21 protein-coding genes are annotated in these 21170 nt (G+C 40.8%); 8 read left to right on the top strand and 13 right to left on the bottom strand.

Annotated elements, in window-relative coordinates:
- Positions 1–344: 344 nt before the first annotated feature.
- The 3 genes from AC59IL_RS30740 to AC59IL_RS30730 all read left to right on the top strand — a co-directional run bounded on the left by AC59IL_RS30740 (position 345) and on the right by AC59IL_RS30730 (position 4260).
- Positions 345–3104, top strand: a complete 2760-nt coding sequence (locus AC59IL_RS30740) for an RICIN domain-containing protein (protein ID WP_496556080.1) — start codon at positions 345–347, stop codon at positions 3102–3104.
- A gap of 119 nt (positions 3105–3223) precedes the next feature.
- Entirely contained in the window at positions 3224–3565 is a 342-nt protein-coding gene (locus AC59IL_RS30735; RefSeq protein ID WP_496556079.1) for a DUF488 domain-containing protein, read from the top strand.
- 212 nt (positions 3566–3777) lie between these two features.
- A complete protein-coding gene (locus tag AC59IL_RS30730; RefSeq protein ID WP_496556078.1) occupies positions 3778–4260 on the top strand; it encodes a hypothetical protein in 483 nt (160 codons plus the stop codon).
- 72 nt (positions 4261–4332) lie between these two features.
- On the opposite strand, the gene AC59IL_RS30725 is transcribed toward AC59IL_RS30730, so the two are convergent.
- The 10 genes from AC59IL_RS30725 to AC59IL_RS30680 form a co-directional block, all read right to left on the bottom strand.
- Positions 4333–5247 (bottom strand): hypothetical protein, encoded by a 915-nt coding sequence (locus AC59IL_RS30725; protein ID WP_496556077.1) that lies wholly within the window; start codon positions 5245–5247, stop codon positions 4333–4335.
- Positions 5248–5362: 115 nt separating this feature from the next.
- Positions 5363–5935, bottom strand: coding sequence for a pentapeptide repeat-containing protein (locus tag AC59IL_RS30720; protein ID WP_496556076.1), 573 nt, complete (start codon positions 5933–5935; stop codon positions 5363–5365).
- Between the two features lie 9 nt (positions 5936–5944).
- Entirely contained in the window at positions 5945–7180 is a 1236-nt protein-coding gene (locus AC59IL_RS30715; RefSeq protein WP_496556075.1) for an RNA polymerase sigma factor, read from the bottom strand.
- A 58-nt stretch (positions 7181–7238) separates the two neighbouring features.
- On the bottom strand, positions 7239–7577 hold the full coding sequence (locus tag AC59IL_RS30710; protein ID WP_496556074.1) for a YciI family protein: 339 nt from the start codon (positions 7575–7577) through the stop codon (positions 7239–7241).
- A 92-nt stretch (positions 7578–7669) separates the two neighbouring features.
- A complete protein-coding gene (locus AC59IL_RS30705; protein WP_496556073.1) occupies positions 7670–8143 on the bottom strand; it encodes a carboxymuconolactone decarboxylase family protein in 474 nt (157 codons plus the stop codon).
- 355 nt (positions 8144–8498) lie between these two features.
- Positions 8499–9143 carry a SanA/YdcF family protein gene (locus AC59IL_RS30700; RefSeq protein WP_496556072.1) on the bottom strand — a complete coding sequence of 215 codons (645 nt, stop codon included), beginning with the start codon at positions 9141–9143 and terminating at the stop codon, positions 8499–8501.
- A 30-nt stretch (positions 9144–9173) separates the two neighbouring features.
- Complete coding sequence (locus AC59IL_RS30695) at positions 9174–9782, bottom strand: hypothetical protein (RefSeq protein ID WP_496556071.1); 609 nt, start codon at positions 9780–9782, stop codon at positions 9174–9176.
- Between the two features lie 198 nt (positions 9783–9980).
- Complete coding sequence (dusB, locus tag AC59IL_RS30690; protein WP_496556070.1) at positions 9981–11018, bottom strand: tRNA dihydrouridine synthase DusB; 1038 nt, start codon at positions 11016–11018, stop codon at positions 9981–9983.
- 43 nt (positions 11019–11061) lie between these two features.
- The gene (locus AC59IL_RS30685) at positions 11062–11190 is read right to left on the bottom strand and encodes a hypothetical protein (RefSeq protein ID WP_496556069.1); all 129 of its coding nucleotides are present in this window, start codon (positions 11188–11190) and stop codon (positions 11062–11064) included.
- A gap of 27 nt (positions 11191–11217) precedes the next feature.
- On the bottom strand, positions 11218–12138 hold the full coding sequence (locus tag AC59IL_RS30680) for a TolB-like translocation protein (RefSeq protein WP_496556068.1): 921 nt from the start codon (positions 12136–12138) through the stop codon (positions 11218–11220).
- Between the two features lie 110 nt (positions 12139–12248).
- On the opposite strand from AC59IL_RS30680, the gene AC59IL_RS30675 reads away from it, so the two are divergent.
- The gene (locus tag AC59IL_RS30675; protein WP_496556067.1) at positions 12249–13484 is read left to right on the top strand and encodes a hypothetical protein; all 1236 of its coding nucleotides are present in this window, start codon (positions 12249–12251) and stop codon (positions 13482–13484) included.
- Positions 13485–13499: 15 nt separating this feature from the next.
- Here the strand turns inward: AC59IL_RS30675 and AC59IL_RS30670 are convergent, their stop codons facing one another.
- Both AC59IL_RS30670 and AC59IL_RS30665 read right to left on the bottom strand, forming a co-directional pair.
- Positions 13500–14111 (bottom strand): SMI1/KNR4 family protein, encoded by a 612-nt coding sequence (locus AC59IL_RS30670; RefSeq protein WP_496556066.1) that lies wholly within the window; start codon positions 14109–14111, stop codon positions 13500–13502.
- A 208-nt stretch (positions 14112–14319) separates the two neighbouring features.
- Positions 14320–14817, bottom strand: a complete 498-nt coding sequence (locus AC59IL_RS30665) for a hypothetical protein (protein ID WP_496556065.1) — start codon at positions 14815–14817, stop codon at positions 14320–14322.
- A 404-nt stretch (positions 14818–15221) separates the two neighbouring features.
- Here AC59IL_RS30665 and AC59IL_RS30660 point away from each other — a divergent pair, with 404 nt between their 5' ends.
- The gene (locus tag AC59IL_RS30660) at positions 15222–16367 is read left to right on the top strand and encodes a tetratricopeptide repeat protein (RefSeq protein ID WP_496556064.1); all 1146 of its coding nucleotides are present in this window, start codon (positions 15222–15224) and stop codon (positions 16365–16367) included.
- 259 nt (positions 16368–16626) lie between these two features.
- Positions 16627–18171: a BACON domain-containing protein gene (locus AC59IL_RS30655; RefSeq protein WP_496556063.1), complete on the top strand. Its 1545-nt coding sequence runs from the start codon at positions 16627–16629 to the stop codon at positions 18169–18171.
- Positions 18172–18237: 66 nt separating this feature from the next.
- On the opposite strand, the gene AC59IL_RS30650 is transcribed toward AC59IL_RS30655, so the two are convergent.
- Positions 18238–18822 (bottom strand): hypothetical protein, encoded by a 585-nt coding sequence (locus AC59IL_RS30650; protein ID WP_496556062.1) that lies wholly within the window; start codon positions 18820–18822, stop codon positions 18238–18240.
- Between the two features lie 256 nt (positions 18823–19078).
- On the opposite strand from AC59IL_RS30650, the gene AC59IL_RS30645 reads away from it, so the two are divergent.
- Both AC59IL_RS30645 and AC59IL_RS30640 read left to right on the top strand, forming a co-directional pair.
- Positions 19079–19885 (top strand): FRG domain-containing protein, encoded by an 807-nt coding sequence (locus tag AC59IL_RS30645; protein WP_496556061.1) that lies wholly within the window; start codon positions 19079–19081, stop codon positions 19883–19885.
- Positions 19886–19931: 46 nt separating this feature from the next.
- On the top strand, positions 19932–21044 hold the full coding sequence (locus AC59IL_RS30640) for a hypothetical protein (protein WP_496556060.1): 1113 nt from the start codon (positions 19932–19934) through the stop codon (positions 21042–21044).
- The last annotated feature ends 126 nt before the right edge of the window (positions 21045–21170 follow it).

Here is a 21170-nt window from a genome sequence, read left to right as displayed (position 1 = left end):
TTTGGGGATTTAGAGATTTTGAGATTTGTTCCGGTGATACCGTTTAAGCGAGATCACAAAATCTCAAAATCAGCAATTGCTTAAGATATGTATTTCATAAAAACAAAAGCACCTCTTTCCTGCCGCATTGATAAAATTCCCCCCTCTTTTTGACCGATAAATCCCTCGTGCCTTTTACAAAGTGTGATATTTTTGGTTTGTTCTGCTACATTGTTATACTTTTTGGTCATCAGCTTGTGAGCATTATTCATAACCTAAAAACGATTGCTATGCTACTACACACTTCAAACCTGCTTTTATTGAGGCTACCTGAACAATTCTTTTTCCGTTAAAAAACCACCCATATGAAACAATACCGTTTACTATTAATATCAATGGTAATGATTTTACCTGCCATTGAAAATCCTGTCAACGCACAAACTTTTGTTCATCCCGGCGGATTGCATACCCAAACCGATCTTGACCGTATGAAAACCAAAGTCGCAGCCGGTGCACATCCCTGGATCGATGACTGGAACAAACTGATCACCGACTCAAAAGCACAAAATACATACAGTGCCGCTCCCCAGGCAAACATGGGCGTAAACCGCCAGCGGGCCGATGCCGATGCGCATGCCGCTTATCTGAATGCCCTGCGCTGGTATATTTTGGGCGATACCACCTTTGCTGCCTGCGCCGTTCGCAACCTCAACGGATGGAGCAACGCTGTAAACCAGGTTCCCAGTGGTACCGATATGCCGGGTTTGATTGGTATTGCTATTATGGATTTTGCGCTGGCGGGTGAATTGCTACGCATTTACCCGGGCTGGGCAGCCAGTGATTTCACCCGGTTTAAAACAATGATGAGCACCTACCTGTATCCTATCTGTGATGATTTTCTGGTACGCCATAACAACACCTGCGACAGCCATTATTTTGCCAATTGGGATGCCTGCAACGTTGGTGCCTTAATTGCTATGGGCGTATTGCTCGACGATACGGCCAAGTTCAATGAAGGTGTTACCTATTTTAAAACCGGCGCGGGCAATGGAAGTATTGCAAATGCGGTGAGTTATATTCATCCCAACGGAATGGGGCAATGGCAGGAAAGCGGCCGCGATCAGTCGCATGCCATGTTGGGTGTAGGTTTTCTGGCCTATGCCTGCCAGGTTGCCTATAACCAGGGCGTTGATTTATTTGGTTACAGCAGCAATCGCCTGCTGGCAGGGGCAGAATATACTGCCGCCTATAATTTGTGGAAATATGTTCCGTACAAACCTTACAGTAATTGCGACCCTTTAAACCTGTATTATCTCGCTACAAACGGGCATGGCCGATTTGATAATAAACCCATTTTTGAACTGTTGTATAATCATTATGTAATTCGTAAAGGGTTATCGGCCCCCAATGTAAAATCTGCAGCAGAATTGTTGCGGCCCGAAGGTGGTGATGCTGATCATTTGGGCTATGGTACCCTAACGTTCACGCTTGATGGTACTTCATCACCGTATCCGCCTGCCGCGATTGCTCCGGTTCCTACGGCATTAACTGCCACGGCCGGTATGCAGCGCGTATTTTTAAAATGGGCGTCGAGCGGCGTAACGGCACAGGGATATAATGTGCTGCGCGCTACAACAAGCGGCGGCCCGTATACTACGATTGCCAGCTGGACAGGCAATACGTATTGTGAGTACACCGATGAAAATGTTACAAGCGGAACCACCTATTACTATGTTGTAAATGCCATCAACCAGTCAGGCACAAGCGCCAATTCAACGCAGGTAAGTGCTGCACCGGTTACAACCGGTGCCTTGCCCACCGGCTGGGCACGGCAGGATATTGGTACCGTAAGCGCCACCGGTAGTGCCGGCTTTACCAATGTGGGCGACAGCACTTTTATCGTAAATGGTTCGGGAAGCAGTTTTGGCGGCACGGCAGATTCGTATAGCTATGCATATACTGCCGCTACCGGCGATGTAACCATTACAGCCCGTATTTATGATATTACCGGTACACTGCTGAAAACCGGATTAGTGATTCGGGAATCGTTAAATGCCAATGCAACCGCGCTTGCTGTAACAATCGGTGATGCAGGCTGGCGCTATGCAAAATTTGGGGTTAGGTCTTCTGCAGGCGCTTCAATGGGCTGGACAGAAGGAGACGAATTTACCTGGCTGCCTGTTTGGTTCAGATTGCAACGTTCGGGCAATACATTTACTGCATATCAATCATCCGACGGTGTGGCCTGGTTTGCCATAGGATCGGCCACCGTAACAATGGCTTCTAATTATTATGTAGGGCTGGCAGCCTGTTCAGGCAGCACATCAGGCGCAATAGACAGCACGCACTTTGATAATGTAAACCTGATAGCAGGTACACCGCAATCCATTCCCGATGGTAAATATAAGATCATTGCAAAGCACAGCGCCAAGGCACTGGATGTATATAATAACGGAACGGCCAACGGAACCAATGTGCAGCAGTGGTCGCTGAACGACTGCGCGTGCCAAAAGTGGACGGTAACAAATGTGGGCAATGGTAAATATTCCATTGTAGGTCTTTCAAGTGGTAAATACCTTGATGTGAGTGGTGTTTCAACAGCCGATGGCGCCAATATTCAGATATGGCAATCGACCGGCGGTGATAATCAACGGTATTACTTTACGCCAACAACAGATGGATATTACCGAATTACGCCGGTGTTCAGCGGAAAAGCGGTTGATGTTAATGGAGGATCTACCGCAGATGGCGCCAATGTGCAGCAGTGGACGTATACCGGAGGCGACAACCAGCAATGGCAACTGGTGCCGGTTACAGCTTCAACTTCATCAGGAACAAGAATGGCAACAGAACCGGCTGCCACTACACCGCTGCAGGACGATATTTCGAATGAATTGATCATATTTCCCAATCCAATGATAAGCCAATTAACAGTACGCCTCAGTAATGAATTCGTTAACGGGGCTACTGTTTCTGTAACAGACATTACCGGCCGTTTGATACGATCATTACCTGTAAAGGGCAAACAGTATTTGCTTACACTAAGCGGAATACCTGCCGGTATATACTTTATCAGAGTGAGTAACGGATCAAAAACAGTAACAAAGAAGTTTGTTAAAGAATAAGTAATATAATTAGTACATGTTCATGTAACACAGAGTAAAGTGACCCCGATTCTTCGGGGTCTTTTTTGTTTTACGCTCAAATATGTTGTATTTTTCATATAACGATTTAAGCCATTAACATGTCTGTTGCTGTAAAAAGAATATATGAACCGGTAGCTGCACAGGATGGTTACCGCATTCTGGTAGATCGGTTATGGCCGCGCGGTATTAAAAAAGAAGCGGCTAAGATTGATGTCTGGTTGAAAGAAGTAGCGCCCTCAACCCAGTTGCGAACCTGGTTTCATAAAGGCGAAGGCACATTTGCTGAATTTAAAAAGAAGTATCTGGCTGAATTAAAAGAAAACGCTGCCTTGGATGAGCTGAAGACTCTGGTAAAAGAACATAAAAAAGCAACCCTGCTGTACGCGGCCAAGGACGAAAAACAAAATCATGCATTGCTGCTGGCTGAAAAATTAAAGTAGCAATATTCTCCACAAGTAATACATAGTGAAGTTGTTATAACAATTACCCGCATGGTGCCGCGCATTTGTGCCATCATTGAGCAGGCACAAAGCTGATTATAATCCTGAAAATGTTTGATTTTCGTCACTGCATAAAAAACTAACAACTGGTAGCTTTGGAATGTGTAAATTAATAATTCACTTCAAAGTAGTTAACGATGAAAAATAAATTCATGACCACTGTATGTATAGGTTGTGTTTTAATGCTTGCTGCAACAAACCTTATAGCACAGGATAGTAATCCGGTGAAATCATTACCCACTGTTACAATTACCGCCACACATACAAAAGTGCCCGAAAAAGTTTGGCAAAGCTTTCAGAAATATTATGCAAATGCCGAAAATCCTGCATGGTACGAACTCAATAAGCGTTTTCTGGTAAAGTACATGACAGAAGATAAGTCGAACCAGGCTGTTTTCACCAAACACGGTCGTTTGGTATATAATATCAGTTATGGTTACGAAACCAATCTGCCCGATGGCATTAAAAAAATGATCCGCAGCAAATATTTTGATTACAATATTGCGCGGGCGGTTAAGGTAAGTCAGGACAACCGAACCATTTGGATGGTTAATGTTGAAGATGCCAAAAACATGATCCTTGTTCGGCTCGAAGATGATGAAATGGAAGAAGTTGAAAGATTCATCAAGTCGTAATACATTTTAATTTCCTCGTCACTTAAAAGTTGTATAAATGCAAGCCTTCAGAGGGTAATCTGGAGGCTTTTTTTATTGCTTCCTTTTCACCCGCCAAATCTGAATAAACGGAAAGCAATTTCCGGCGCAACATTCATCGGGTTTGTGCGGCGCATGGCCGCAGTCGCACCAGAATTTTTTATTGGCATATAATGCATAAGCATCCAGACCGCGAATGTTTCCGGTTTTAATAGTGTCGGGGCCGCTGGCCTGCATTACTTCCCATCCGTATTGACCGGGTACTTCCTGCAATTTTTCATTACTCATAAAACGCAGCGGATGTTTGTGCGTTTGATCGGCCCAGTATACTTTTAGTTGCGAAGGATTGCGGTGATCGAGGGTTAATACGGCTGCATGATAGCCATCGCATAGTGAAATTATAAACACACTGAAGCCGCGCTCTTTACCAACCCGGGCCAGCAAAGTGTTCCATAAACTTTTTTCGGGCATTACCGGCTGTAAACCGCGCGAAACAAGATCGCGTTTTGATATTAATGCCCATTCGCCTTTTCGTGTAGAAAGAAATCGTACAGAATCGTAGCTGCCTATATAATTGCTATCTTTTAATCGATGCACCAGGGCATTCACATCGTTGTTAAAGAAGTTGCCGTTTAAAATGTGGTTGCGACTGTACAAACTATCGGGGATAGATGATTCGCCAAAAAGCAGAATATCCATGGCCGCTCTTACCGTATTAATGCATTTATGTCGGTAGCCGGGTCTCCAGTTCGAATCTTTTGGTTGTTCCGGCAATGAGGCGTTGCTGATAAAAAACTCTTTCATTCTTTCTATTGCATCGTCTGTGAACAAGGTAGCCCGATGAATGGAATCTTTTTTTATTGACGTACTGCTTTTCTTATGGCGACCGGGCGGATCAACAGGCATAAATGCACACCACGAAAAAGCTGCCAACAGAAGGATGAACCACATACATGTATGCACTTTCATAAAAGGGGTTTTCTTTGTAGTCTTCAGAAATACAAAATGATTTGCAAAGATTCAATAAATAACGATTTGATTGTATACTTATTTTACAGGTGAATAACCTGCCGGTTGCGTTGCTTTATTTGATCACGATATCATATTTCGCCAGCAATCCGATAACGCCGGGTATAGTAAACTGCGCTTTTTTGATTCGGTTTATATCGGGGTCGATAGCATAATTAAAAGCGGTTCGAAAATCGGCTTTCTCCAGATTGGTGTTCTCGAATTTTGTTTTGGTCAGGTCGCAATGATCAAAAGCCGATTGGGTCAGGTCACTGTCGGTAAAATCAGCTTCCTGAATAGTGCAGTTGGCAAACTGTGTTTTTTTCAATATCCGTTTATAAAAGGAGCTGAAGTTCAGGGTGCAGTTGGTGAAGGCAACGGAGAATAAAAAATGATCGCAGTTTTCGAAATTAATGCCCAGCATTTTGCAATCGGTAAAAGTTATATCGTTGAGCGAGGTATTGCTCACTTTTATCATGCTCAGGTTACAACTTTTGAACCCGCATTCGGTAAACTTTATATGCGACAGGTCGCAGTTTGAAAAATCACAGTTTATAAAAGTGCAGACCTCATATTGGCCTTTTGTAAGACCTTTCGTTGTATAATCTATTCCTTCATATACCTGTTCTTCAAAATAGTTATTGCTCATGGAATTCTTTTATGCAAGGCTATCAATTTTTTCCTGAATATCCTGCTTTTCTGTTTGTGTTTTGGCTAAGGCGTAAGCTTTTTCAAAATTGAGTTTCGCTTTTTTGTTATCGGTGTTTTTGTACAGCTCGCCCAGCAGTATAAAATAAAAATGATTGTTGTCGAGCCTGAGTTTTTCTGCTTCTGTTACTGCGGCTTCTTTTCCTTTCGCTTTGTATAGGGCAAATACTCTGTTCAGGGCTACACCCGGAGAATAATTTATCAGCAGCAGTTGATCATACAACTGCAGAATGTTTTCCCATTTTTCAGGGGTGTCTTCTTTTATGCAGTGCCAGTAGGCAATACCGGCTTCGAGGTGATAGGAGCTTATTTCATTTCCCTGTGCAGAATTATTTAAAAAATGAATCCCCTGGTTAATTAGTGCTGTATCCCATAAAGAATCATCTTGTTGTTCGTATAAAACCAATGAGTTTTCGCTGTTTTCCCGGGCGCTGAACCGCGATGCGTGGAAGCACATCAATGCCAGCAACGCATTTGTTTTTGGCCGGTTGGTTGGTTCATATTCAGTAAGCATCAGGCCCAGGCGAATGGCTTCTACACAAAAATCTTTTCGCAGTATCTGGTTTTGCGTTTGTGAATAATAGCCCTCGCTGAAAAGCAGGTAAATGATGTGCAGTACATTGTCGAGCCGTTTTATCAGTTCATTTTCCGGCGGTACTTCCATCTTAACTGCTTCGGTACGTAATTTTTCTTTTGCTCTGAATAATCGTTTATTGATGGTTTCTTTATTGGTTAAAAAAGCTTCGGCAATTTCATCAATGCCAAAACCGCAAAGAATGCGCAATGCCAAACCTATTTGTGCTTCGCTGGCAATGGCTGGGTTACAGATGGCAAAAAGCATTTGCAGCTGGCTGTCTTTAATATTCTGCTGCGAAAAGTTTAATGCTTCCGGCTCGGCCTGCTTCTCGTGCCGGGCTGTTATTTCGGGTATTACTTTTTGTTCGAATATTTTATTCCGCCTGAAATGGTACAGTGTTTTTTGTTTGGCTACTGTATACAGCCAGGCAGTAGGGTTGGGTGGCACACCCTGCATACCCCAGGTTTCTGATGCTGTTAAAAATGTATCGCTTACTATGTCTTCGGCCAGTTCAATATGTTGCAGGCCATACAGGTTACTAATAACAGCAACCATTTTTGCAAACTCCTGTTGAAATAATTGCTTTAGCGATTCGTGTTGTTTTTCCATAGTCTATATAGCCATGCCACGGTTCCAAACCGTGGCATGGCTTGAGCATTGTATTGATTTATTGATATACAGGTCTGATCTCTACGCTGCCATCGGCATCCAGTGCGGGGCAACCATGTGCTAAGGTTGTTGCTTCTTCAATGCTTTCGGCGTTAATGATCATAAAGCTGCCAAGGCGTTCGCGAATTTCAACAAAGGGGCCGTCGGTTACCACGCCACCGGCACGAAGCACTTTACCTTCGGTTGCAAGACGGGTGCCGGTTGCTTTTAATTTTCCCTGTGCAGCGATGCTGCCAACCCAGTTCTGCCATTTTTGGGTAAGGTCCTGCATTTCTTTGGGCGAAACATTGCTGTAATCGTAGCTTGGCTGGCGGAATATTAACATAAATTCTTTCATATTAAATAAGTTTAAAGTTGATTAGTGATTTGTTTTTAGTGTGATAATGTCAAAGATATTCTGTTTATGAATATTACTGATTGCTGAAAATGCTATGCCGTAGCATATTGACCGGGTGTATAGGTGCCTACCATTTGAGGATTAGGGAAGGCGATGTTAACCCGGTTATAGCTGTTGATAGCAATAATGGCAAAGGTTAAATCAATCAATTCTTCTTCAGAAAAATGTGCGCAAACTTCTTCATAGGTTTTTTCATCAACGCCGGTGGGTGATAGTTTGGTAAGCGCTTCGGCATATGCCAGTGCAGCACGTTCGCGATCTGAGTAAAAAGGTGTTTCGCGAAAGGCTGGTAAAGCATAAAGGCGATGTTCGGCTTCGCCTTCGGCACGGGCGTCTTTTGAGTGCATATCAAGGCAAAATGCGCAGCCGTTGATTTGTGATACCCTGAAATAAATTAAGTGCAAAAGCGAGCGCTCAACAGGCGATTTTGATAAATAGGCGCCCAGGCTGTTCAAAGATTTCAATGCGCGTTGTCCTTTTTCGAATACATTGATTGTCTGTTTCATACTGTTTAATTTTTATTGGTGTTTGTTTGTTTGATACCTGAATAATGACTGAGTTTCGGGAGATTGGACAGCTGAAATAAAATTTTTTAGTTTTTTATTTCGGATGCCTCTACGCACCGGCATATCCAATCCTGCAGTACAGGCCGGGCATTTTTGCTGGTATTGTTTCCCTTGTTCATTGTTTTCTGTTTATTTGTTTATACCAGAATAATGACCGGGGTGGAAGGAATTGGACAGAGAAGGGGAAATTTTTTTTAGGAGCGGGGAAGGGCAGGGTTCCGGAAATAAAAAAAGACAAATAACGGGGAGTCATTTGTCTTTTCAGGCAACTGCCAGTTGATGTACTGTTCGAAAATTATGAAGGAATAATTATTTTATCGCCCAGATATTTAGGTTTTGTGCCGAATAAATAATCGGCGAATACTTTTACCCTCGCCAGCTTTTCCCTGAGTTGGGTTTTCAGCCCCTGTTTAACACCTACATCTTTTGCATTATAACCGATGGCCGTTATGCCCTCTTTCGATGCAATATAAATGGCCCGTTCGTTATGAAACTTTTGTGATATAACAGTTACCGAATCCTGTCCGAATATTTCCTTTAACCGTACCATCGAATCGAAGGTCCTGAATCCTGCATAATCAAGGTATATAACAGACGAGTCGACGCCGGCATTTATCAAATCTGATCGCATCGATTCAGGTTCGTTGTATTCTTTTCGTCCGTTGTCGCCGCTGATGATGAGGTACTTTATTTTTTTCTCTTTGATGAGTGTTGCTGCAGCCTGAATGCGGTAATCGTAATAGGGGTTGATGTATCCATGCCTTCCTGACCGGGTTGTACCCAGCAGCAGACCTACCTTGTTATAAGGAATGCTCTTTGCATCGTTATACAGTTTATTACCGGCCGAATCAGTCACGGCCTTATTGCATAACCAGGTGGTAAGTAATACCGCAGCAATAATTACGGTCAGTGAAATGAAGAACATTTTTCTTTTGCGCATAAGGGGCGTATTATTAAGTATCAACAGTAATTAATTCTTTAAAAGGGTGTTTGCTTTGTCAATCGCTGCATCCTGTTGTTTCGAAATATCAGCCAAAGGCTTAGTGGATGGCAGATGGTCTTTCTGGTATTGAGCAATTACAGGTAATGTTTTGGTGATTATTAAAGCAGTATGCAGATCGTTCAGGGTTAGTTTCTTTTTTTCGATCGATTTAATAATGTCATTGTGTGGTGAAACGATTGAATTATAGTTTGCCAGGTTATTGGCTATAATGGTTTTCATTTTTTCACGCAACAATGAATCTTTAATTGAATTTGCATGTGTGTTGACCGAATTATAATACGATTGATTTTGTTTATCGTATTGGTTAAATAATTCCATTGAGTCGAACCGGTTATTTCCCAGGTCATTGATTGTTTTTTCAAGCTGTTTCAGTTCAGGTGTTTTATCAACGAGCTCTTTGTATAAACTTTCTGCCAGATCGTCTTCATAACTGAATCTTGTCTTTATTTCAACTAAAGACTTATCCGCCTGCAATGCTTTAGGCGTTTCAGGAACCTGCTTGTTTTGTTTGGGTGGGTGGCTACAGGAAAAGCATGTCAGATAAATAAATGTTAAAAAGAATAGGGGCGTTTTCATAAATGATAAGTATAAGAAGATTGCTGGTTAATCATTTTTAAGACTTATGATATTAGTATGGCGGATCATTAAAAATTACAGTACGTAGCACCTGTTTTACAAAAAAAGCCTTCAGATCACACGACCTGGAGGCTTTATATTACCGGTACAATGTACAATTTTAGAGAGATTATTTCAAAAGGGCGGGGGCGGCGCCGCTTACAGCGGACAGTTTTCATGATAATTCACCAGTTCAATAGGCGTTCTTTCCATTTCATATCCTTCGTATTTGCTAACAATTTCATCGAGCACCGCATTAATTGCTTCAGGTTCCTTCAACGTTACCAGTTGGCTACGGTATTCCTTAATACCGGGAAGGCCTTTCAGGTAATTCAAATAATTTTTGCGCATGCTATAAATGCCGGCTACCGGGCCTTTCCATTGAACGGATTTGCTCAGATGTTGCTTACACACCTGTACCCGTTCGGCCACGGTGGGGGCAGGCAATTGTTCGCCCGTTTGCAGATAATGGCGAATTTCTCTGAATATCCAGGGATAGCCGATAGCCGCACGGCCGATCATAATGCCATCAACGCCATATCGATTTTTATATTCAAGTGCTTTTTGCGGGCTGTTGATATCGCCGTTGCCAAAAACCGGGATGTGTATGCGCGGATTGTTTTTGACTTTGGCAATGAGGGTCCAGTCGGCTTCACCTTTGTATAACTGGCAGCGGGTGCGGCCATGGATGGTCAAAGCTTTTACGCCTACATCCTGCAGGCGTTCCGCCACTTCCTCAATGTTTTTGGTGGCGTCATCCCAGCCCAGTCGTGTTTTTACGGTAACCGGCAGGCTGGTCGACTTAACGCATGCTTCGGTGAGCCGCACCATCAACGGAACATCTTTCAACACGCCCGAACCGGCGCCCCGGGCCACAATACCTTTTACCGGGCAGCCGAAATTGATGTCGAGCAGTTCGGGTTGCGTAACATCAACGATTTTTGCGGCCATAGCCATACGGTCTTCGTCGCCCCCGAATAGTTGGATGCCAACCGGTCTTTCTTCACTAAAAATATCCAGTTTTCTGCGGCATCTGATTGCATCGCGAACGAGTCCTTCACTGGAAATGAACTCAGTATACATCAGGTCGGCCCCATTGGCCTTACAAACCACCCGAAACGGCGGATCGCTCACATCCTCCATAGGAGCGAGCAGCAGGGGAAAATCAGGAAGCGATATATTACCGATTTGCAGCATTTGCGGATGCAAAAATGAGGGAAAACGGGGAGTGATAGCACTTTTAAATAGAAAATAAAGGAAAATTTCTGGCGGCAAGCGTATACAGCAGGTATTGAAGATGGTAATTGATTTCGCGCATGGCTTCGGCCAGAAGAATGGCTGTTTGCATGCAGGAAGCTACTGCCCGCATACAAACAGGCCAATAAGTTATAACTATTTAATGCTGCAATTTCAACGTATTCAGCAAGGAGTCAAACCTTACCCAATAAATATTACAGTCCTGCTCATTCGTACCCCTGGTATAAAACAGGTATTTACCATCTGGTGAAACATATTGGCCGAAACGATGCGCAGGGCCGTCGTTTATTTTCGGTCCTAAGCTTCGGGGTGATGACCAGGCGCCATTAGCTTGTTTAAAACTTATCCAAAGCTCACATTCATAAGTGGGCGTTTCTTTTGCTGAGATAATGATGTATGATTCATCCGGCGCAATAAAAAAATCACCATCAAAGCCGGGGGTATTGATGACTGTGCCGAGGCTGTTGATAGTTGTATCCTTACCGGCGATGGTCATTTTACAAAAATCATAAGTACTCCAATCGGGTTTGCTGCCCTTGGTACCATTGCTGCCCACATAAAATATACCGCTGTTTGCCTCCTGAAAATTGTATAGTCCGTAATTTTTCTGCAGCCAAAACCGCGGCTTCGACCAACCCTGATCTGTTCTGTTCAATACCCATACCTGTCCGCCACTGCCGCCGAGGTACAATTTTGTTTCATCAGGTGAAAATGCGGGATTGGTGATATTTTCGGCTATTACTTTTGGTTTCAGCCATCTTTTTCCGTCGAACCTGATTTCTTTAGTGCCTGACCCATTACGATCAAACCAATGTTGGGCAAAGGAGTAGTAAAAGGATTTGCCATCTTTTGAAAAAGCTACCTTCCCAAGTACTATCCCCGAATCACCAAGCATACCGGGAGCAAAAATCTTTGGGGTATCGCCTGGTGGTATTTGTGCCAGGTAAGCATTATTACAATTCAGGAAACTTTCCTGAGCATAGGAACTTATTATAAAGTTAATAGATAAGATAAAGACAAAGCAGGACTTTACTACTTTCAATTGAGTGAACTTTTCCATTTTGTTTAATGTTGAGTGAGGCCCCAAAGTTGAAAAACACTTTAAATACTGTAAATTCATCGTTTGTTCAAGGCTGTTCAAGTTGGTTCAAGCAAAAAATCTGATTATTAATGTCGAATGAGGCGTTCTATATCGAAAAATGCCGCAGGCTGATTGAAGAAAAACTGGCCTGGGGAAACAGCGAAACATGGCAAAGCGCGGACTTCGAAAATTTAAGCGATCAAATTTTTGAAGAAACAGGTTCGATGATCAGTAGTAGTACCCTGAAAAGAATATGGGGAAAAGTGCAGTACAACAGTAAGCCCAATGTGGCTACCCTTAATGTATTGGCCCGGTTTATAGAATTCCAAAACTGGAGGGCCTTTACTTCCGACTGTTCTCAGATCGTTACCGAAGATGTAAAAGAAACAACTACAAGCCCTGGTTTAAAATTTTCTGTCAGGTGGCTGCTGGCAGGTACAGCGGTACTTCTTTTAAGCATTGTTATTCTTTCTTTATTTAAAAAAACTGACAATCATATAAAAATTGGTAAGGTATCCTTTTCAGGCAGGCCGGTTACATTGGGGGTGCCGAATACAGTCATTTTTCAATATGATGCAACAGATTCAGAAGCTGATTCCGTATTTATTCAGCAAAGCTGGGATGCAAGGTTGCGGTTTAAAGTTGATAAAAAAATGCATGAATATACCAGCACCTATTATGTGCCTGGTTATTATAAAGCCAAATTAGTATTGAACGACTCGATAGTTAAGGAACAGGATATTTATATTGAAACAAACGGATGGATCGGACTTATTGAAACCAAACCAATACCAGTTTATTTGCCAAAATCTGTTTATGAAAATGGTCATCAATTGGGGATTACTGAAAAGGTATTAACAGATCAAAAGATAGATTTCAGAAAAGAACCACCCAAATTTACGCTTACAAAGGTTGATAAAAACATTAACCTGCCAGGTGAAAGTTTTTCATTAGATACGGAGTTGCAGAATACATTTACCGATAATAGTAAGGGAATTTGCAGGGAAACACATATTGCTGTTTTAGGAACCGAAGGACTCATTGACATTCCACTTTGTAAAAGTGGTTGTGTAGGGAATATCGGTATCATGTTAGGCATGAAATATATTAATGGTAAAACGGTTGATTTGTCAGGATTGGGGATTGATTTTGAAAAGCCGGTAAAAGTGCATTGCGAAACCAGGGATGGTCGAATTAAGATATTGGTAAATGAAAAAACGGGGTATGAAAGCGCGTTCAACCAGCATATCGGCCGCATTGTTGGTTTCAGGGTCACATTTATGGGTACGGGTTTAGTGAATAGTTTTGATTGCAGGAAATTATAATTATGACCTAAAATGTTATGAGTTTATATTTCTACTAATTATGCGGTTATTATTTATCCAGTCATCGAGGTGTGAATTAAATTCATTAAACATTTCAAGGAAGTTGTGTGTGTAGAGCTTCCTCTTATTATAGCCGTCTTCATGAGTAAACATAACTACCGGATAGTCGTACGAATCGCTTTTTTTATTTGCATCAAAACATAGTACACCAATATCCATAATTTGTGCAAAGGGCAGGTAATTTCTTTCTATTAGGTTTGGGTATTTTTCGTCTATCGTTTCTTTGAATTTCGATGCTAATGCTCCGGGAAGATTGCCGAAGAAGCTTATACAATCAGCTCCAATTTGTAATTCTACAAAATGTCGTTGCTGTAGAAAAAACTTAAAGGAATCAGGGAGTTTATGTTTGAAAAGTGTTTCAAGTTCGCCTATCTCTTTTTCTGTAACAGTACTTTGTATAGGAGTCCAGTAAGCATAATCGGCATCGGCATCAGCTTTCCTGTTTGGATTTATCATAACCGGAGGTATCAGCTCCGTAATAAAATTGTTGCCTCCGATTTCTTCCATAAAATCAAAGTATTTGTCTGTTACCTGTTTTATCAGGCTAAAATCCTGTGATGTGATCATAATAATTTAGTTGAATCTATCTAAAATGACAGTGCTATAATTTGTTGTTGCAAATCTTTTCCGGTAATATCGATTGCCGGTATTTGTGAAAATACCACCACCGAACACATTATAAAAACTAATATTATAAAAGCTTTCATTCGCTATCCTTAAATTAAGAAAAATTGCTGAAATTCTGATATGGCAGTTAGTCAGTAAACTCAGGAAGCTATGAAATATGAACGGCAGGTTTTTTTTCAGGATATATTTTCCCTTTGTAATATAAATATGATAAAAAAATATTCAATGCGGTTGCCAGTAAACCTAAATAGAACAAATAGCCGCCACCTTTCTGAAATATTTTTTTGTCGATCAACATCTCTTTTCCTTTTTCAACCTGTACTACGTTGGTATTTATTGATTCGCGACTGCCTGCAGGTAAATAATATGCAGTGATGGTGTCGCCTGAAATAAATTTAACAAGCAGGTCTTTATAATTCCGGGACATTCGATATGCCCCCAATTTATTAACCCCTTCGTTGTTTTTTAATGTAAAATAAAAGTTCCGGTTTTGTATCCCTCTATCAATTATAACACCTTCAGTTCTTTTAATTTTATTTAAATCAACATGTTGTCTTTTATAACCGCTATATGCCAGTAAAATAAAAGCATAGGACAAGAGGAACCAGAGGATAGACTTCAAAGTTCGGTTGTTAATTTTTTTCATACAGCCAGGTTTAAGCCTTGAGGATGGGGTTAGGTAATAGTTAAACTCATGTGTATACGAATATACGATAACGGTGGTGGATTAAAAAGAAAGGAGGTTTGAAGAAACTATACAGAAACTATACAGAAACTATAATTATGCAGGGTAGGGGCGGGGGATCTAACCCTGATAAGTTTTGGTATTTTTGGGTATACGCGAAGACACCGGTTTGCCCGTGGCAGGCCTTGTAGTTGCAGCAACACTATTGCTGCAAAGGAAACGAGTTCAGCAGTTTTGAAGTTGCCGGCTGCCTGGTTGCAAAAAAAATAATAAAAATTTATGGAATAAGAAGATTCAATAATCTCATTGAAATTGATTCACCACGCCCCGGTGTGGTGAATGTTTTTTCATTTACCTATTTAGCTATGAGAAAATCGTTGTTTTTTACTTTTACTCTTTTATTTCAACTATGTAAATTAAGTGCCCAACCTCCCCGTGTTGATAAAAATACGTTGATGGACTTTTTTCAAAATATGCAATATGAGGAAGCTATCAACTATTTGCTCGATGCTGAAAAGACGGACAGCTTAAATCTGCAAATACTTGGTTACTTAGGTTATGCTTATCAGATGAATGATGATTTGCCAAATGCCGGCAAATATTATCAAAAGATGCTGACTATAGATTCAAATAATATATCCGCAAATCAATATTTTGCCAATATATACAGTAATGCCGACCCCGAAACAGCGCGTATATACGTGTATCGATTGATCAGCAACAATCCCCAAAGAGCAGTTTATTACAGGAAGATGGGAGACCTTTTCCGGAGAAAAAATCAAAAAGATTCTGCCTTTATTTATTATGATCATGCATTCCGGTTATCTCCTAACGATAATAAAAACGGAGCAGCTCTGGCAGATCTTTTAATTGACCAGAAAAATTATCAGAGGGCAGATAGTATAATTGATGAAGGTCTTGTCAAAGATTCTTTAAGCGTTCCATTTTTGAAATTGCGGGTGCGATCATCATACGAAGTTAACCAGTATAATCAGGTATTAATTCCTGGCGAAAGATTAATGCGTTTGGGTGAAGGTTCGTTAAGTACGCTTACACAGGTAGTTTTGTCATACTACAACTTAAAACTTTATAAGGATTGCATCAGGGTTTGTGATTTTATGGCTGTTAAAGGCATTGCAGGAGAAAGTATTTATTACTATGCCGCAAAATCGCAAGCCAAACTGCGTGAATTTGATAAAAGCAATGAACTACTACAGACTTGTTTGGGAATGGCCATTTCAAAAACTGCTGAATTTTATTACTACGCGCTTGGAGATAACTATGAAGAAATGAAAAAATTTAAAATGGCAATTACGCAGTATGATACAGCTTTCTATCTTTTTAAAAATCCGTTGATGCTGTATAATTGCGGACGCATCTTCGAAAGCAATTTAAAAAATGCCGGCGCTGCTAAAAAGTATTATAGTAAATACCTGACCCTTGCAAAGCCACAATCAGGTGATGAGAAAAAGGCGTACGAGTATATTAGAAAAAAATATCATAAAAAATAGCCGGAAAATGGCGGCGTTTTCTATCTTATCCTGATACTTTGATTCACAATATTCTGTTAATTCCCGCCGGATTTTCAGCAGCTGGCACCCGTACGTACCAACGGTTTTGAGCAACTGAAACACAGTGATGTATAACTGCTGCGAAGCCAGATTACTCATCGTAATAAGTATGCGACAGGATAGGTTAAGGGGCTTAAGTAATCCAAAAAATATTTAACTTACTATCACATACGTTAACCAACTCCTTAACTGCCCGGCAATGAAAAAGTCCCTTTTATTATTTGGCTTATTGTTAGCCTTATTCACGTCCTGTCAAAAAGATATCAACGAAGTTTTATCAGGTCCCCATTTAGAAACAGATAGTACCAGTTTAACGCTCCCGCCAACTGCAGGCGCAATAGATTCGTTCCGGATCAAGGCAAGTATAGAATGGCAAATCACTGTATTGCCTGCCACGGCAGATTGGCTTACCACCAACATAACTACCGGCAACGGCAACAGCAAAGTATTGGTGACTGTTACCAAAAACAATACCAGCGATACAATACAAAAAGCAACTATCATAATCAGTGCGGTGAATAACACGAGTGTAAAGCCGGTAACTATTTCCGTTTACCAAAATAAATCCAACATGAAAGCCCGCAATGCATATGGGGGCACTGATAACGACGAGCTCTATTGGGCAGTTGCCACTGCCGACGGAGGAATAATAGCGGTTGGTGAATCAACCAGCACCGACGGCGATGTAAGCGGTAACAAAGGACAGGAGGATGCCTGGATTATAAAAATAGATGCCAAAGGAGAAAAGGTTTGGCAGAAAACACTGGGAGGTACCGGCCGTGACGCGGCAACATATATTACTCCAACAAGCGATGGTAATTACCTGATAGCAGCAGCGGGTAGCTCAGATGGCGATTTTGCCGGAATTTCCGGTACCATGCTCGTGAAGATAGATGGTAACGGCAATATCCTTTCGAAAAAGGATATGCCTTTAAGCATTGCCGGTATCGTTCCGGTAACAGGAGGAGGGTATGTTATGGGAGGCACTGTAAACAATGATTACGCTTTAGCCAAAACCGATGCAAATTTTAATGTGTTGTGGGTAAAAACATACGGAGGAACCGGCCAGGATTGGGCAGTTTCCATAGTGGAAGCCTCAGATAATAATGGATATGTTCTTGCCGGTTATTCAGACAGTAACGACGGTAATATAACCGGTAATAAAGGATATGGCGACTATTGGGTGATAAAGGTTGATCAAAGTGGTAGTTTGGTATGGCAGAAAAGTTATGGTGGATCCTGGTATGAATATGCCACGAGTATGGCAAGAACTCAGGACGGTGGATATGTGATCGCCGGAGCCACTGAAAGCAGTGATGGTGATGTTGTAAACAAGTATGCAAACAATGGGTACTCTAATGATGCGGATGATGGCTGGCTGATAAAAATTGATGCCAATGGCAATAAGGTTTGGACGAAAACCCTGGGCGGCACCTGGGGGGATAATTTCAACTGCATAACGCCTGCACAGGGTGGTGGATTTCTGCTATTAGGTTCTACCAGGAGCAATGACGGAAATATCACAGATTTAAGTGGTGTAAGTGACTTCTGGGCAGTGAAACTGGGCGAAAACGGAGATCTGCAGTGGTCAAAAACACCGGGAGGAAGTGACGAGGAATACGGTTATTATATATTGGAATCTTCAATAGGAAATTATGTAGCGATAGGTAATACATTCAGTAATGACGGTGATGTTGTTGGCCTGCATGGCTATGGAGATGGATGGATTTATAAGTTCAAATAGTAAAAGATACGTGGAAGGCACTCAAGGCAAAATAATTAAAAGCAGGCACCATTGACAGAAGAGTGGTTACCGGTTGACAGTCCTTTTAGGAAAAATTAATCCATAATCATCAACGTTATCACCCCCTAATGGAATTATTATTAAGGCAACAACTTGAAAATTACTATGGTCAATCAATAAATCGCCTGAGTTAAGTAGTCTTAGTCTTGTAGTCATTGTTCCATAACCATTTAATATGAGATAAGATTTGATCCTTTTTCGTTTAATTAGTAAGGCTCCATCTTCAATTTTATATTTGACGGTTTTTGAATCAATCAACGTATCGTGTTTGAAAACACTAACCTGGATTTGTTGCTTGTTAACTGGTTTTAAAGAAATGCTATAATTTTTTATGTTGTAAAAGTCACCCCACCAATATTTTTTGAATAAAAGAGACAGGTCTAAAGTAGCTTTATTTGAGTCCCGGGGAATCAATTCGTATTCGCCGGCTAATTGAGATATGTTGTCTTTTGTGAGTAATATTTGATTGTCTACAGGTTTCGCTTGTTTTAGTCCGGAGCATGAAACCAAAAACAAACTAATTAATAAAACTATTCTCATGTTTTCTGCTTGTAAGTAAGGATTACGAATTGCTGCGGGTGCGTGATTCATTTTTCAGGTTAATATTAGGTCAAATTCTTTTCCAAATCAAATAAGTTACTGGAGATGCTCCATTTCGATTTCTGCAGGTTATCTGTTTCTTGTTAAACCTAAAAGAAAACCGTTAAAACACGGTTTTTTAAATGAGGAATTGATATCAACTTTAAGTAAAGGTTTCGATTCTTTTAAAAATTAAATCAGTTTGACAAGGGACCTGCAGAGAACAGAGGTTCCTTTCCTGATTGTAAGACAATTTTATAAGAAGTCTATGAAAAAAAGATCTGAATATACAGATGCCTGGTTCCATTTTATGGAAGAACTGGAAAGCTCAAAAATGAGTTTAGGCTTTCAAAAAAATGAAGAATGCTTTTTTCGGGGCCATAATCAGGAAAGTCACAAACTGATACCCGGATTATTTAGAGGTATAAATGAAAATATTAGCATTATACCTGATAATATATGGGAGGCTGAATATTCTGTATTCTATGAATTCAGGGCAAGAGCAAAAGAAGTTCACCAGGGAAATCTTACCGATTGGGATATTTTGTTTTATATGCAACACCATAAGTGTAAAACACGGCTTCTTGATTGGACAGAAAACTTCGGTGTGGCATTATACTTTGCATTACAGGGTAACAGGGATAAATACTTTTCTCCTGTAATCTGGATGATGAATCCCTATAAGTTGAATAGTGTATGCAATGATAGCAGGGATTTATATAGTCCGGAATTTTTAGATGTTTGGGATGATGATGAAGAAGAGTATTTAAGTTACAGCGATATTATTACCCAGGATCGCTGGTTCTGGTGGGATAAACCCGTGGCTTTATATCCAATAAGACGGGTAGACAGATTAACTACGCAGGGAGGTTATTTTACTATTCATGGAAACGATATCAGGCCACTTGAAAAAATAATTCCTGCCAACTCAAATATTTTGAAGAAAGTTGTGCTTCCCAAAGAAGCAATAGCAGATGCAGAGGATTTTTTAGAAATGGCAGGTATTAACGACTTTACTATGTTCCCCGACCTTGATGGCCTTGCCAGTTATTTAAACAGGAAATATTTCCATTGATTTATCTGGGTATGCATTCAACGCATACGAACAAAAAACTGCAGCTATGTTAAGTACAACAGAAGACGGTAAGAAAACTGCAACTAACAAAACCATTACAGATAGTGATGGTAATGAAATTTCTTCGGCCGGAAAATTTTGGAGTGGCTTCTTTCTTGTGCTGCTTACTTTTTTTTGTGTATTATACCTGATAGCTCATTGGCCCGACAGGTTACCTGCTTCGAAAGAAAGTATAAAACCCCTCTATACCTTTGAGTGGTTTCAGGTTAAGCTGGTGGATAGCATTATTGATCCGGGAAAAATGAACCAGGTTAATGATGAACTAATAGCCCCAAAAACAGATATCATTACCGATTCCGGTAAGCAGAAAGTGAGCACGCCTGCAAAAGCAAATGGTGCTGACTCATTGAATCAGCAAAAAAATATAGCTTCAGTAACTGTTTTAAAAAAGAACAACCTGCAAACAGGCGGCACAGAAAACAAACTCACTTCTTCGAAGTTTATTTCAGGCCCCGAAAACAAATTAGTGCATTTAAATACACTATTATTGATATTGGTTGCTGTTGGGGGATTTTTAGGCAATATGATTTACATTTCATCATCCTTTACCACTTTTATTGGCAATGGACGGTTTAAAAAAAGCTGGATATTATGGTATATTGTTAAACCTTTTACTGCATCAGCATTAGCAATTGCCATTTATTTTGTGTTCCGTGGCGGCTTTCTCAATATGAGTGATGACAGCACTAATATTAACCTTTATGGCCTTATGACAATTTCTATTTTAGCAGGATTGTTTACAGATCGAACTACACTTAAACTAAAAGAAGTTTTTGATGTTCTGTTACAACCTAAGGAAGAGAGGAACGACCCAATCATTAATACCGGTGCCCAAATTTTGAAGGTTGAGGCTCCGATTTTAGTTCCTGGTAAATCCAGCACTATTACAATCAATGGAAAAAATCTTGATAAAAAGCCCGTTATCATTAAAATTGACAGCAAAGAAATTACGAATGTTAATAAGCAACCCTCAGCATTAACATTTGAATATACGCCCGCATTGGGCTTGCAAGCCGGGAATACATTGAAATTAGAGATCACTGATGATAAAGGCGTGTCATTATATCCCGCAACAGACCTTAAAATCGGAAAAGATTAGACAGGGTAGAACTCTCTTCCCACATGTTATACTTCAGACTACTTCGTTCTCAAACTCTTTACCGGGTTTGCAACCGATGCCTGGATCCGATTTGATAATGACTGTGGTCGATGACGAATCACCTGT

It is taken from the genome of Niastella sp. sgz303648 (assembly GCF_059587045.1).
This window is presented reverse-complemented; position numbering and strand designations above follow the sequence as displayed.